Genomic DNA, 14,557 nt, shown 5'->3' on the forward strand with positions numbered 1-14,557 from the left:
GTTGTCTCTCCGAATAAGTCTTAATAAAAGCAATTTGGAGCGGCATTGATGATACATAGAATTCATGAGCTTGTCTGGGGGCCATGGCTGCTGGTCCTGTTTCTGGGAATCGGCATTGTCTACACGGTGAAGTCCGGTTTTTTCCAGATTCGAAGGCTGCCGTACTGGTGGAAGATGACCATCGGCAGCATACGGGAAGAGGAACTGGAAGAGGAAGGCGCCGTGACGAAGTTCCAGACGGCCTGTACGGCCCTGGCGGCTACCATCGGGACCGGAAATATCGTGGGAGTGGCGACCGCGCTCACCGCAGGGGGGCCGGGAGCGCTCTTTTGGATGTGGGTGTCCGCCGCCATCGGCATGATGACAGGCTATGCGGAGACCATGCTTGGTATCCGCTACCGTTACCGGGATAAGAAGGGCAAATGGATCTGCGGTCCCATGGTTTACCTGGAGCGCGGAATGCATATGCCGTGGCTGGGAATGCTGTACAGCTTCTTCTGTGTCATGGTGTCTCTGGGTATGGGGAGTATGGTGCAGTCCAATTCCATCGCGGAAACCTTCCAATATACGTTTGGGAGCCGCCCGGAGGTGGTGGGAGTAATTCTGACCGGCATCGTCTTTCTCGTGATTTTTGGCGGAATCGGCCGGATCGCCATGGTTTCCGAACGGCTGGTTCCCATTTCAGCCGGGATTTACATGCTGTTTTCCATGGTGGTCATCATGTCGTGCTACGACCAGATTCCCGCCATTTTCGCCTCGATTTTTCACGATGCGCTGAAGCCTGGTGCGGCTGTATCCGGGGCTGCGGGATATGGAATCTCCAGGAGCCTTCAGTATGGCATGTCCAGAGGCGTGTTCTCCAATGAGGCCGGACTGGGCAGCATGGCCATTCTGCATGGAGCGGCTGAGGAGACGACGCCGGAGCAGCAGGGCATGTGGGCCATGTTCGAGGTGTTCTTCGATACCATTTTGATCTGTACCATGACGGCCCTTGTCATCCTGTGCATGACCGGTGGAGACGCGGCAGGCTCCGGATATGATGGAGCGGCTCTCACGGCCTACTGTTTTTCCAAGCGGCTGGGCGGCCTGGGAGAGTACCTTGTGTCGGCAGCGATGATGCTGTTCGCATTTGCCACCATTATCGCCTGGTATTATCTGGGACGGCAGGCGTCGGCCTATCTGGCCGAACGGCTGAAGGAGCACGGCCATTTCCTGCTTCTCTCCAGGATTCTGCGGGGAAAGGCGTATACGTTCCTCTATCTGGGCGCGGTGTTCTTAGGCTGTGTGGCCAGACTGGAAACGGTGTGGGAGCTGTCTGATATCTGGAACGGCCTGATGGCGCTGCCCAATATTGCGGCTTTAATCTTTTTAATGAAGGAAGTAACCTTTCCCAAGGGAAAAGAGGGGGAAATACAGACTGGAAAAAACTGATATGGCAGCAGCCGAAAAGAGCCTCTCCGCAGCGGAGAGGCTCTTTTTAAATATTTGTTTGAAAAAGGGAGGAGAGCTGATAATAAATTATCAGCTCGAGTATTATGAAAAAAATCTTATAAGCTATTTATTTGTTTACAATTAAAGTATATCCACGAATCATGAAGAAATCATGTTATTTATGTAAAAGGTTTTTGAATGAAATTTAAACAAAATGTGAACAAAAGCCTGACACGACCTGTAATGTGCCTTAACTGGTTTTAAATGCGCCGAAAAGAATTGTAAATACTGTCTTCCGTCTTGAAAAGCCGGGACAGATTTGGTAAAATACTTTCAGGTTGTACAGAATGCATGGTACAGAGAAAGGAAGAAATAATAATATGAATAATCCGGTTGTTACAATAACCATGGAAAATGGCGATGTCATGAAGGCCGAGCTCTATCCTGAGATTGCTCCGAACACAGTAAATAATTTTATAAGTCTGGTAAAAAAAGGTTTTTATGACGGACTGATTTTCCACAGAGTCATTAACGGCTTTATGATCCAGGGCGGCTGCCCGGACGGAAACGGAATGGGAGGCCCGGGATATTCCATTAAGGGTGAGTTCAGCCAGAATGGATTTACCAACGCGTTTAAGCACACCGAGGGCGTGCTGTCCATGGCCAGAGCCATGAACCCGAACTCCGCAGGCTCCCAGTTCTTTATTATGCACAAGGTTTCCCCGCATCTGGACGGTTCCTACGCGGCATTCGGCAAGATTACCGAGGGCATGGACATTGTGAATAAGATTGCCGATGTGCGCACAGATTACAACGACCGCCCGATGAAAGAGCAGAAGATTAAATCCATGACAGTGGAAACCTTCGGCACAGAGTATCCGGAGCCGGAGAAATGCTAATTAAGAAGTACTAATTAAGAAATGCTAATTAAGACAGAGGATGATTGTATGACAGAGGAACGAACCGTATTCATCAGCGGTACGCCGTATACTGTCACCATTTCCAGTGAACAGGAGGTCCTGTCGGCCGCGTATGCGGCAGGCGGGACCATCATTGGTTTATGGGACAAAAACAGAAGCGGTCAGAGCCTTGCTCCGGCGGACTACATTGTGGAATGCGTGGAAGACGCCGATGCGGAGTTTCTGGAGCGGGTGGTGAGAAGAAGGCTTCATATGCCCTGGATCATCGCAGAGACGGAGCGGCTGGTGATCCGGGAATTTACGGCGGAGGATGCCGCGTACATGATTCCGGAAGATGCGGGACCCGGTGATGAGATTTTTCACAGCAGAGAGAAACTGACCGCATATATCGACAGCCAGTACCGGTTCTTTGAATACGGAATCTGGGCGGTGGTGGAAAAGGAGAGTATGACCGTGATCGGAAAGGCCGGGCTCTTTCAGCCAGCCGGAGGATTCGTGAATGCGGAAATACAACAAACAGAGATCCGGCAGGCAGAAGTTCAACAAACAGAGTCTCAGCAGGCAGAACCTTCTCCGCCGCAAAAAAAAGAGGATACCCCGCTGGAACTGGGATATCACATCTTCACTCCCTGGCGGCGTTCCGGCTATGCGAAGGAGGCGTGCAGGGAAATATTAAATTACGGTACCGGCCGGCTGACGGGCCGCATCTGCGCGGTCATTGAGGAAGGAAATACGGCCTCCATACGCCTGGCCGAATCACTTGGCTTTCGTCTTACTGCTCAAAAATGTAGCGAATCAGCTGAATTGCTGTATCTGTATGAGGCGAGTTGCTCATAATGGTGAGGACAGGATCTTCCAGGATCAGGCCAGTCTTCTCACCAAAGGAGGTATCTCCGATGCGGATGCCGCAGAACGATTCCTGGCCGGTCTCAGCATTGGTGACCGGATAGAGGTAATCCTTTACCTGCTCGTATAAATCCGCGGGGAGGGCTTCTTCCAGATTGAGAAATCCGTCCATCTCTCCGTAATGGTCAATGACATCCGGGCGTCCGATCATGACGTCCAGCCCCTTGCTGGAAATCATGGCGGTCAGCTTTGCCAGCTCCGCGTAGGAATATTCGTTCATGGCCGATTCATCAAACGAAGGGGACATGGAATAGTCCACGTCGATCTTCGTATTTTCATCGAGACCGATAAAGGCGCGGAACCCCTCGTCGAAATATTGGTCTACAGTCAGCGCCTCGCTGTCGTAGCGGCTGTTTAGGACGGCGCAGCTCAGTGCGGTGTCGAACCTGTTGTTGTACATGGCGCTTCCGATGGAACCCACCAGAAATACCGCGATCACAACCCCGATGATGGGAAACTTATAGTATTCCCAGATATACCAGAATTTGTCTCTGAAAGACATCTCCTTAAGCTTGGCGGCTTCCTCATGCAGCCGTTCTTTAAAGGTAACATTTTCATAAGGTGTCATGGATAGTCAAACCTCTTTCGTGAATTAGTCGGCCCGGATTACACCGGTTCCGGTTGAGCGGCTGGCCAAAGACCCGGCACTGCAGTGCTGACCGATGCTCATTGTATACCACATTATACCACAACCCTGACGTAATAATTGTGAAATTTTCATGAAATAAAGAAGAACGTTTGCTTTTTGTGACAGGATTCGTTATAATACTCTGTAATGCTACTAGGGCCTGTTTGAAAATTCATTCCTGCCATCTGCACGCCCTAAAAAAAGAGAAGGGGTACGACTTATGCTGTCTGGTTTTTTTAATTATGATAATCCTGTCTGGCGATTTATCGGGAAGTTTGGAGATCTGATCATACTGAATGTTTTGTGGTTCGTATGCAGTATTCCCATTTTTACAATCGGTGCGTCGACGACCGCTGTATATTACGTGACATTAAAGCTTGCGAGAAATGATGACGGATACACGATCCGGTCCTTTTTCAAGTCCTTTAAGGAGAACTTTAAGCAGTCGACCATTATCTGGCTGATTATGCTGGCTGTGGGGCTTATTCTGGGTTTTGATATGCTGTTCTTTACAAGAGGCGGTTTTAATATGTCCCAGCAGTTTAAGACAGTCATGGTAACGATTTTCCTTGCAATGTCCATTATCTATCTGGCAATTATGACCTACATATTTCCGCTTCAGTCCAGATTTTATAATACAATTAAGAGAACGTTCTTCAATGCGTTTTTCATGTCCATCCGTCATTTATTTCAGACAATCGCTATCATTGTAATCGATGTGGCCGTGGTTGTGGCGATGGTGATGATTCCGCAGATTATGATGTTTGGCGTGCTCTTTGGATTCCCGCTTCTTGCGTTTATTAACTCTTATATTTTATCTCCGATCCTTCTGAAGTACATGCCGAAGGAAGAGCGTGAAGACGGCGAGATGAGACCGATTTTTGCTGATGAGGAAGAAGCCGTAAGGGCTGTAGGAACGGTAAAAGAAGATGATGTTAAGACAGAAGAGCCGACAGAACAGTAATAGATCATAAACCGGCTGTTTTATAATAGAAGAAAGCATTGTGATTCTGAGCAGAAAAAGTTCAGAAACCACAGTGCTTTTTTTAGAATTTGGACATGAGATGGACACAAAAAAGAGGTATAATAATTTTCAGTATGGTTGGTTTTTGAATAATCCGGGAGGTGGCATATGACGGAAGAGGAGTATGTTGTGTTTATCCAGCCTTATGAGGATGCGCTGAAGAACATTCGCGTCCGCGTCGAAGTGTTAAATGACGATTACCGGCGCAAATACCAGAATTATCCCATTCACCATTTGCAGGACAGAATTAAAAAGAAAGAAAGTATAGAACAGAAACTGGTGCGCAGAGGCTACGGAAGCGATGTGGAAGCTGCCAGAGACTGTCTGACCGATATATCGGGAATTCGTGTGATCTGCTATTTTGTGCGTGATATTTACGCGGTAGTGTCCCTGCTTAAGAAACAGACCGATATCGTAGTAATCAAGGAGTGTGACTACATCAGCAATCCCAAGCCTAACGGCTACAGAAGCTATCACATCGTGTTCGGCGTCCCCGTCTATCACACGGACGGCATGGAGTACTATCCCGTGGAGATTCAGCTTCGGACCATGTCCATGGACTTGTGGGCGAGCATGGAACACCGCATCTGCTATAAAGGCAGCCAGAAGCTGGAAGAGAAGGCAGCACAGGATTTTAAGGAGTATGCGGAATATTTAAAGAACATGGAAGAAGAGATGGAAGGGTACTTATGAGGTGAGCCTCAGACTTAAGTTACAGCCATACCCCCCGCTGGCGGTGTACTGCCGGCGGGGGGTATGAAGTATATAGATAATATGAGGGAAAGCGTGTTTATTTATCAATCCGGAATCCGGAGTATGCAGTCATCCCGTGCTCATGCATATCCAGTCCGTCCAGCTGTTCCTGATCGGATACCCGCAGGCCGATGGTCAGGCGGATCACGGTGAATATAAGGGATGCCAGCACCGCCGCGTACACAAGCACGGCTGCGACTCCGGTAAGCTGTGTGACGAAATTGCAGCCTTCACCGAATACGCCGGTAAGCAGAGTGCCCGCCAGACCGCAGCAGCCGTGAACGCCTACGGCTCCAACCGGATCATCCACACGTACCACCTTGTCGATAAATTCAATGGCCAGCACGACGACAAATCCGGCGATGACGCCGATGATGATGGCCTCGTAGGGAGTGACGACATCGCAGCCGGCGGTGATGGCCACGAGTCCGGCCAATGCTCCGTTAAGCGTCATGGATACATCAGGCTTACCGTAGCGGACCCAGGTAAATAAAAGGGTAACCAGAGTGGACGCGGCGGCCGCAAGATTCGTGGTGATGGCGATGTCTCCCAGAGACGTGGAGGCGGCAGTGGTGGAACCGCAGTTGAATCCGAACCAGCAGAACCAGAGGATGAACACGCCCAGGAAGCCCAGAGGAATGTTGTGGCCGGGAATTGCATTGGGTGTTCCGTCACTGTTGTACTTTCCAAGTCTGGGCCCCACGATTTTAGCGCCCACAAATGCACATACGCCGCCTACCATGTGAACGGCTGTGGATCCGGCAAAATCATGAAAGCCCATCTGGGACAGCCAGCCGCCGCCCCAGATCCAGTGGCCGGTTATTGGATAGATAAAGATACTGATGGCTGCCGAATAGATGAGATAAGAAGAAAATTTTGTCCGTTCCGCCATGGCGCCGGAGACGATGGTCGCGGCGGTGGCACAGAACACGGTATGGAAAATCATGAACACGCCGATGGGCAGCCCGTTGATCATTCCATCCGCATCCGCAAGGGAATAGGGATTGAAGAAACCGGAACCGCCGATGATGCCGGCAATGTTCTTTCCGAACATGAGAGGGAAACCGAGAATGAAGAAAAAGAGAGAGCCGAGAACGAAATCCATCATATTTTTCATACAGATGTTTCCAGCGTTTTTGGCTCTGGTGAAGCCGGTTTCGACCATGGCGAAGCCCGCCTGCATGAAATAGACGAGAAAAGCGCCGAGCATAGTCCACATAATATTCATCAACAAGGTTGTTTCTTCCATAATTTGATTCCTCCTGAACTGTTTTGGTAAATGCCGTCAGAATCCGGGAAACGGATGCAGAAAAGGGGATAACCGCTCACCTGCCGGCAAGCAATTATCCCCTTTGATAATTTTCGTAATGGATTCTGTATGGAATTTAAAGTGGCGTGGATGCATTTGCAGCCCATGATACAGCAAAACTGTGCCGTTACAGCGCCTCGCGTCCGTGCTCCCCGGTACGGATCCGGATGGCGTCCTGAACGTCATAGACGAAGATCTTTCCGTCGCCGTAATTTCCGGTGTTGATCTCATCGACGATTGCATCGATGATGGGATCCGCCAGTTCCTTTGGAATCACGGTTTCCACCTTTACCTTGGGGAGCAGATTTACATTGTACTTGGTCCCCCGGTACATCTGCGTATACCCCTTCTGATTGCCATAGCCCATGACGTTGCTGATCATGATGCCGTTGACTTCACAGCCCTCCAGAATCGCCTTCAGGCTCTCCAGCTTTTCCGGCTTAATAATGATTTCCAGTTTTTTCATACAGCATATCCTCCTTTATCGTGTTGACAACAAAAACGAGGGCAATTCCATAATGGAACGCCCTCGTTCGATATTAAACATTATACATTTCTGAAAACAAATGTCAAATACATTTTAAAACGGAAAAATTAGAAAAGTTTGTGAATTATTGACAAAATTATGGCGCCACAAAACTTAGAAAAGACTTGTGCTTTTTCTTCTTTCGTACTATACTTAATACTGTATACAAAATAACGAAAAAGTACAATTTGAAGAAATTAAGAAAATGCGAGGTATTTATGCCTATGATAAGACATCTTGGACTTAAGGCTTACGGAAAGATTAATCTGGGGCTCGACGTTCTTAAGAAGAGAGAGGATGGATACCATGAGGTCCGTATGATTATGCAGACAGTCGGACTTTATGATAAGATTGATCTTTACTTAAAGGAGACGCCGGGGATTACCGTCGAGACCAATCTGTACTATCTTCCGGTAAACGAGAATAATCTGGTGTACAAGGCGGCGAAGCTTTTGATGGACGAGTTCCACATCAACCACGGAGTCACCATTCACTTAAAGAAGTTTATTCCGGTATCCGCCGGGATGGCGGGAGGCAGCAGCGATGCAGCGGCCGTACTGTTCGGAGTGAACAAGATGTTTAACTTAGGGCTTTCCATGGAAGCGTTAATGGAGCGCGGAGTGAAGATCGGCGCCGATGTCCCCTACTGCGTGATGCGTGGGACAGCGCTCTCGGAGGGCATCGGAGAGATTTTAACCCCCCTGCCGCCTATTCCCCAGTGTCAGGTGTTGATTGCAAAGCCAGGCATCAGCGTGTCCACTAAATTCGTATATGAGCATTTGGATGCCGCTTCCCTGCGTCCGTCGGACCATCCGGATATAGACGGCATGATAGCAGCCATCCGGGAACGCGACATTTACGGGGCCGCATCTCTCCTGGGCAATGTTCTGGAGACAGTCACAATACCGGAATACCCTGTGATCGCGGAGATCAAGGACCGGTTAAAATCACTGGGAGCGGTAAATGCCCTGATGAGCGGCAGCGGACCCACGGTTTTTGGAATATTTACAAGCCCGAAGGCGGCGGAAGAGGCCTACGAGGAAATGCGTTACGGCAAGTCCGCCAATCTGGCGAAATCTGTATATCTGACTAATTTTTACAATACAAAGGAGGTTTCCCATGGGAAATGATCTGAAGGTGAACATGAATGAATATCTGCCGCTGCGCGATGTGGTTTTCAATACGCTGCGCCAGGCTATCTTAAAAGGAGAACTGGCTCCGGGCGAGCGTTTGATGGAGATTCAGCTGGCGGAGCGTCTGGGCGTTTCCAGAACACCGATCCGCGAAGCGATCAGAAAGCTGGAGCTGGAAGGGCTGGTGCTGATGATTCCGAGAAAGGGCGCAGAGGTTGCGAAAATCTCCGAGAAGAGCCTGCGTGATGTCCTGGAGGTAAGACGTTCTCTGGAGGAACTGGCCATTGAGCTGGCCTGTCAGAGAATGACAGAGGAAGAGGTTGACGCCCTGGAACAGACCCAGGAGGTATTTAAGGAGGCAGTGGCCTGCGGAGACGCCATGAAGATCGCGGAGACCGATGAAACGTATCACGATGTCATTTATAAAGGCACCGGCAACGACAGGCTTGTACAGATTCTTAATAACCTAAGAGAGCAGATGTACCGTTACCGCTTGGAATATATTAAGGACGAGGATAAGCGTCAGATTCTTCTTCTCGAACACGACAAGATCTTAAAGGCTGTGAAGCTGCGCCGGGTTGAGGAAGCAAAAGAAGCCATGAGGGAACACATCGATAATCAGGAGATAACCGTTTCCAAAAATATAAAGGAGCAGGAGGGCTAAAGAGGTATGATGACGTTCAAGGACCGGTATTTGGCAGGAGAAATAGAATTTGAGGCGATTGATGATTATGTGGAAGAGTGGAACGGCAGTGATGATCCACGTACTCTGGCCGGATTTCTGGGTCTTAATGAAGAAGAGGAAGACATCTGGATTGAGGAAAGTGATGAAGCCCTTCAGGCGCTTCTTGACAGTAAAAAATAAATGAGAATAAAATTTATAAAAAAAGTATAACCTTTATTGACAAGGTGACAACATGTCATTATAATAAGTGACAGGTTGTCACTTTTTGCATTTCTGAGAAGGCTGGCCGGGAGTAAAAGTGAGAACAAATATTAAGGGGTGAGAATATGCCGACAGAACGATTTAACAAATTGCCGGAAGAGAAGAAAAAAGCGATACGTGATGCGGCCATGGAAGAATGTATCCGGGTGCCTTTTGAAAAGGTGTCCATTAACAAGATTATCCAGAACGCGGGAATATCCAGGGGAAGCTTTTATACTTATTTTGAAGATAAGCGTGATGTAGTGAGGTACATATTCAGTGATACTGCGGATAAGCTGAAGGATTTCTGGACGACATCGGTAATCAGTAACGGAGGTGACTTATGGATCTCGTCAGAGGAACTGCTGGATCAGGCTATTTCCTTTGCTCAAAAAGGAAAGACGTTCCAGATGATGCAGAGCTTTGTGCTCTACCAGGATTTCGATAAATTATTTACTGAAGTCCACGGCGCGAACAACATGGGAGAGAAAAAGGGAAATGAGATACTGGCGGCGCTCTACGAGGTGACTGATAAAGAGAAATTCCAGAAAACGGATTTCAATTCGTTTGGTCTTTTAGTCTCCATGATTATGGCATGCGTTATGGAAAGCATAGGCTGGTATAACCGGCATATGGATAGTGAGGAAAATATTAAGAAAATTTTCCGGGAAAAATTAGAAATACTGCAATATGGAATTTGTAAACAGTAACTAGAATAATCTGTGTGATGAAGTGAGGAGTTCAGCATGAGTAAGAAGAAGGTAATAACAATTGCAGTCAGTGTGGTTCTGGTGGCTGCTGTGGCAGCTTTAATCGTATCCAATGTTGCCGGAGGAAAGAAAGAGGAGACTGTGGCGGAGGTGCCGCCGGTGGTATCCGTCGAAAATCCGGAGCTTCGGTCGATTGTGGTGAATACAGAGCTGATCGGTACCATTGAGCCCGACAGTATTGTATATGTAACACCAAAAGGAGCAGGAGAGATCATAAGCGTCAATGCCCAGACAGGAGACCAGGTGACGGCCGGTCAGCTCTTATGCGAGATTGATACAAAGCAGGTGGAGGCTGCCAGACTTACGATGGAGACGGCCCGCGTATCTTACGAGGATGCAAAGAGCAATCTGGACCGGTATTCAGTGCTTCATGCTGCGGGCGATATGGCGGAAGCGGATTTTCAGAAGCTGGCCGACAATGTAGAGCTGGCAAGGCTTCAGTATGAGAGCGCGAAGCTGGGGTATAACCTTCAGCTGGAGAGCAGCCAGGTTACCGCTCCGATATCCGGCCGGGTGGAGAGCTATAACGTTAAGGTTCATGATATGGTTTCCCAGCAGAGTCAGATCTGTGTGATTGCAGGTTCAGGAGATGGTAAGGCGGTAACCTTCTATGCTTCAGAGAGAATCATAGGCGGATTAAAGGCGGGAGATGCCCTTACTGTTGAGAAGAACGGTGTGGATCACGCGGCGTCTATCACAGAAGTAAGCTCCATGGTTGATCCGCAGAGCGGGCTGTTTAAAGTGAAGGCATCAGTTCCTGACGGAGCCGCCCTGGCCACGGGAACCTCCGTAAAGCTCCGTGTAGTGTCACAGAGAGCCGACAATGTTCTCACAGTGCCGGTTGACGCGGTATATTACGAGGGCGGAGATCCTTACATCTATACGTACGGAGACGGAGTTCTCCATAAAAATGCAGTCACAGTCGGAATTGCAGATAACAGCTACATAGAAGTAAAAGAGGGCATCAATGTCGGCGACCAGGTTGTCACCACATGGACAACAGAGTTTTATGACGGTTCCAAAGTCACCTTAAGTGAGAATCAGACAGCAGAAGACGTGACACCAGACGCTCAGACTGAAACAGAAGGTCAGACAGAGCCGGCTGATGCGAATCAGTAAGGGGGCGGAAGAATGGGAATTACAAAAAGTGTTCTGAAAAGACCCATCACCACCGTCCTGGCAGTCCTTTGCCTGTTGGTGTTCGGATTATCTTCCGTGTTATCTTCCAAGATGGAGCTGACACCGGAGATGAACTTCCCGATGATGATGATTACCGCCGTGTATGCGGGAGCCAGCCCTGATGACGTCAACGAACTGGTTACCAAACCGATTGAGGAATCGGTGGGAACCCTTTCCGGCGTTAAGAATATTCAGTCCATGTCCCAGGAAAATATCTCGATCGTCATGATGGAATATGAGTACGGCACCGACATGGATAAGGCATATTCCGATCTGAAGAAGAAAATGGACAATATCACCATGCCGGACGACGTGGATGTACCCAGTATCTTTGAGTTTAATATGAACGATATGCCGAGTATTACACTTTCTGTCAACGATCCTTCGGCAGACAATTTATACAACTATGTGAACGACGAGATCGTTCCTGAGTTTGAAAAAATCTCTTCCGTGGCCAGTGTGGATTTAAGCGGCGGCCAGGAAGGCTACGTCAGTGTCCGCCTGATTCCGGAGAAGATGAATCAGTACCATCTGTCCATGAACTCCATCAGCCAGGCGATAAAGAGCGCGGATTTCACCTATCCGGCCGGAAGCACCGGAGTCGGAAAGCAGGATTTATCGGTCAGTACCTCAGTAAGCTTTGATACGGTCGAGAGCCTGAAAAAAATCCCGGTAGTGGCGGGAAGCGGTAAGACCATTTACCTTGAGGATGTCGCGGATATATCCGAGACAACCGGAAAAGATACGAGTATCGGCCGTTATAACGGAGAGGATACCGTATCCTTATCCATCAACAAACAGCAAAAAAGCAGTGCGGTGGATGTGTCAAAGTCGGTAAACCGTACCATCGAAACACTGAAGGCAGAGCATCCCCAGCTGGAGATGATCGTGGTCAACGATACCAGTGATCAGATTACATCGGCATTAAGCTCCGTGACGACCACCATGGTTATGGCGGTTATCATTTCCATGATTATTATTTTCCTGTTCTTCGGAGATATTAAGGCGTCCCTGATCGTCGGAAGCTCAATTCCGGTATCGATTCTGGCGGCTTTAATCCTGATGTCGGTCATGGGATTTTCCCTGAACGTTGTCACCATGGGAAGCCTCGTTCTCGGCGTCGGTATGATGGTCGATAACTCCATCGTAGTTCTGGAAAGCTGTTTCCGTTCCCACAAGGGGCAGGGCTTCCGGGAATATATGGAGGCTGCGCTGGAAGGAACTGGTAAGGTAATCCAGTCGATCTTCGGCGGAACGGTTACTACCTGTGTCGTATTTATCCCTCTGGCTCTCTTAAAGGGTATGTCGGGACAGATGTTCGCGCCCCTTGGCTTCACGATTGTATTCTGTATGGCGGCTTCCCTGATTTCCGCTATGACGATTGTACCTCTGTGCTACAGCCGGTTCCGCCCGGTAGAGAAGAAAAATTCTCCGGCGTCGGGTCTTGTACGCATCATGCAGGACGGTTACAGAAAGATTATCGGAAAGCTTTTAAACAAGAGAAAAACAGTTATGGCGGTGTCCGTACTGCTTCTTGTCGTATCCTTCTTAATTGCAGGAAAGCTGGGTTTTGCCCTCATGCCTGATGTCGATCAGGGAACGGTAGCCGTAACGGTAGAGGTCCGCCCGGGTCTCAAAATTGAAGAGGTAGATAAGATTTTAAGCCAGGTAGAACAGATCGTTAAGGCTGAACCTGACAGAAAATCCTATATGGTTACTTATGGAGGCAGCGGCTTAAGCCTTGGCGGAAGCAGTGCTTCACTGACTGCATATTTAAAAGATGACAGGGAACTTACGACGAAGGAAGTCGTGGATAAATGGAAAAAGGCAATGCGGGATATACCGGACTGTAATATAACGGTGGAATCCAGCTCCATGATGAGTTCCTTCAGCAGCACCAATGATTTGCAGGTTATTTTACAGAGTTCTCAGTTAGATGAGCTTAAGGATGCCTCTGACAGTCTGGTTAATGAGCTTACGCAGTATCCGGGTCTCATCAAGGTGCATTCCGATCTGGAGAATGCGGCGCCGGTTATCAAGGTTCATGTGGACCCGATCGAAGCTGCCGCGGATGGCGTCGCACCGGCGTCTGTCGGAGGGCTGCTTAATAACATGTTAAGCGGTGTGAAGGCTATGACCATGGACGTAGACGGGAATAACGTGGACGTTAAGGTCGAATATCCGGAGGGAGAATATGATACTCTGGATAAGGTAAAGGGAATCACCATCCCCACACAGACCGGCGGTTCCGTGGCGCTTACCGATATCGCGGATATCGTTTATGAAGACAGCCCGGCCGGTATTACCCGTAAGAATAAGCAGTACCAGGTGACTATCACGGGATCCTTTACAGACGAACTGGCGACCAAGGAGCAGAAGGCGGCTGCGTTAAAGGATATCAACGATCAGGTGGTAGGCAAATACTTAAACGGCACGGTCACAAAAGCGCAGAACAGCGTTGACGAGTCCATGTATGAGGAATTTGGCGCTCTGTTTAAGGCCATCGCCATCGCTATCTTCCTGGTATTTGTAGTTATGGCGGCTCAGTTCGAGTCACCAAAGTTTTCACTGATGGTCATGACCACAATTCCGTTCAGCTTAATCGGTTCCTTCGGTCTGCTGGCGGCCATGGATGTGAAGATTACCATGCCTTCTTTGCTGGGCTTCCTGATGCTGATCGGTACGGTCGTTAACGCCGGTATCCTCTATGTCGATACGGTCAACCAGTACCGCTCAACGATGGATAAGAGGACGGCTATGATTGAAGCAGGCGCGACAAGGCTTCGTCCTATCTTAATGACGACACTCACCACCATCGTGTCCATGGTACCGATGGCAATCGGGTACGGCAGCAACGGGGAACTGATGCAGGGGCTTGCCCTTGTTAACGTCGGCGGTCTGACGGCTTCCACGATTCTTTCTCTCCTGATGCTTCCGGTCTACTACTCGATCATGAGCGGTAAGGTAGATACGACGCCCATGCCGGATTAAGGGCGTGCATCCGGGAGATTAATAAAATTGGAATAATGTGTCTTTGAACTTACGGGAGTTAT

15 protein-coding genes are annotated in these 14,557 nt (G+C 48.9%); 12 read left to right on the forward strand and 3 right to left on the reverse strand.

Going from position 1 to position 14,557, the window contains the following annotated elements; translation table 11 throughout:
- Positions 1–48: 48 nt before the first annotated feature.
- The 4 genes from DFR60_RS04955 (at position 49) to DFR60_RS04965 (ending at position 3,188) form a co-directional block, all read left to right on the forward strand.
- Complete coding sequence (locus tag DFR60_RS04955; RefSeq protein WP_110321910.1) at positions 49–1,431, forward strand: alanine/glycine:cation symporter family protein; 1,383 nt, start codon at positions 49–51, stop codon at positions 1,429–1,431.
- Between the two features lies 1 nt (position 1,432).
- Positions 1,433–1,576, forward strand: coding sequence for a hypothetical protein (locus tag DFR60_RS30245; RefSeq protein WP_155521531.1), 144 nt, complete (start codon positions 1,433–1,435; stop codon positions 1,574–1,576).
- A gap of 235 nt (positions 1,577–1,811) precedes the next feature.
- Positions 1,812–2,330: a peptidylprolyl isomerase gene (locus DFR60_RS04960; RefSeq protein WP_002604756.1), complete on the forward strand. Its 519-nt coding sequence runs from the start codon at positions 1,812–1,814 to the stop codon at positions 2,328–2,330.
- Positions 2,331–2,378: 48 nt separating this feature from the next.
- A complete protein-coding gene (locus DFR60_RS04965) occupies positions 2,379–3,188 on the forward strand; it encodes a GNAT family N-acetyltransferase (protein ID WP_110321911.1) in 810 nt (269 codons plus the stop codon).
- On the opposite strand, the gene DFR60_RS04970 is transcribed toward DFR60_RS04965, so the two are convergent.
- A complete protein-coding gene (locus DFR60_RS04970) occupies positions 3,124–3,825 on the reverse strand; it encodes a hypothetical protein (protein WP_110321912.1) in 702 nt (233 codons plus the stop codon). The two genes, DFR60_RS04965 and DFR60_RS04970, sit on opposite strands and share 65 nt — an antisense overlap.
- Before the next feature lie 280 nt (positions 3,826–4,105).
- Here DFR60_RS04970 and DFR60_RS04975 point away from each other — a divergent pair, with 280 nt between their 5' ends.
- Together DFR60_RS04975 and DFR60_RS04980 are read left to right on the forward strand one after the other, a co-directional pair.
- Positions 4,106–4,849, forward strand: coding sequence for a YesL family protein (locus DFR60_RS04975; RefSeq protein ID WP_110321913.1), 744 nt, complete (start codon positions 4,106–4,108; stop codon positions 4,847–4,849).
- A 168-nt stretch (positions 4,850–5,017) separates the two neighbouring features.
- Positions 5,018–5,602, forward strand: a complete 585-nt coding sequence (locus tag DFR60_RS04980) for a GTP pyrophosphokinase (protein WP_110321914.1) — start codon at positions 5,018–5,020, stop codon at positions 5,600–5,602.
- A 97-nt stretch (positions 5,603–5,699) separates the two neighbouring features.
- Here DFR60_RS04980 and DFR60_RS04985 read toward each other — a convergent pair whose 3' ends face one another.
- Both DFR60_RS04985 and DFR60_RS04990 read right to left on the reverse strand, forming a co-directional pair.
- A complete protein-coding gene (locus DFR60_RS04985; RefSeq protein WP_110321915.1) occupies positions 5,700–6,911 on the reverse strand; it encodes an ammonium transporter in 1,212 nt (403 codons plus the stop codon).
- 187 nt (positions 6,912–7,098) lie between these two features.
- Positions 7,099–7,437 carry a P-II family nitrogen regulator gene (locus DFR60_RS04990; RefSeq protein WP_110321916.1) on the reverse strand — a complete coding sequence of 113 codons (339 nt, stop codon included), beginning with the start codon at positions 7,435–7,437 and terminating at the stop codon, positions 7,099–7,101.
- A 284-nt stretch (positions 7,438–7,721) separates the two neighbouring features.
- On the opposite strand from DFR60_RS04990, the gene ispE reads away from it, so the two are divergent.
- The 6 genes from ispE (at position 7,722) to DFR60_RS05020 (ending at position 14,495) form a co-directional block, all read left to right on the forward strand.
- Complete coding sequence (gene ispE, locus DFR60_RS04995) at positions 7,722–8,627, forward strand: 4-(cytidine 5'-diphospho)-2-C-methyl-D-erythritol kinase (RefSeq protein ID WP_207659498.1); 906 nt, start codon at positions 7,722–7,724, stop codon at positions 8,625–8,627.
- Positions 8,617–9,294 (forward strand): GntR family transcriptional regulator, encoded by a 678-nt coding sequence (locus DFR60_RS05000; RefSeq protein WP_110321918.1) that lies wholly within the window; start codon positions 8,617–8,619, stop codon positions 9,292–9,294. The genes ispE and DFR60_RS05000 overlap by 11 nt, the downstream gene beginning before the upstream one ends.
- 6 nt (positions 9,295–9,300) lie before the next feature.
- Positions 9,301–9,495 (forward strand): hypothetical protein, encoded by a 195-nt coding sequence (locus DFR60_RS05005; RefSeq protein WP_110321919.1) that lies wholly within the window; start codon positions 9,301–9,303, stop codon positions 9,493–9,495.
- 146 nt (positions 9,496–9,641) lie between these two features.
- On the forward strand, positions 9,642–10,265 hold the full coding sequence (locus DFR60_RS05010; RefSeq protein ID WP_110321920.1) for a TetR/AcrR family transcriptional regulator: 624 nt from the start codon (positions 9,642–9,644) through the stop codon (positions 10,263–10,265).
- A 36-nt stretch (positions 10,266–10,301) separates the two neighbouring features.
- Positions 10,302–11,444, forward strand: a complete 1,143-nt coding sequence (locus tag DFR60_RS05015; protein WP_110321921.1) for an efflux RND transporter periplasmic adaptor subunit — start codon at positions 10,302–10,304, stop codon at positions 11,442–11,444.
- A gap of 12 nt (positions 11,445–11,456) precedes the next feature.
- Positions 11,457–14,495: an efflux RND transporter permease subunit gene (locus DFR60_RS05020; RefSeq protein ID WP_110321922.1), complete on the forward strand. Its 3,039-nt coding sequence runs from the start codon at positions 11,457–11,459 to the stop codon at positions 14,493–14,495.
- Positions 14,496–14,557: the final 62 nt, after the last annotated feature.

This window comes from Hungatella effluvii (assembly GCF_003201875.1).
Lineage (GTDB): Bacteria > Bacillota > Clostridia > Lachnospirales > Lachnospiraceae > Hungatella > Hungatella effluvii.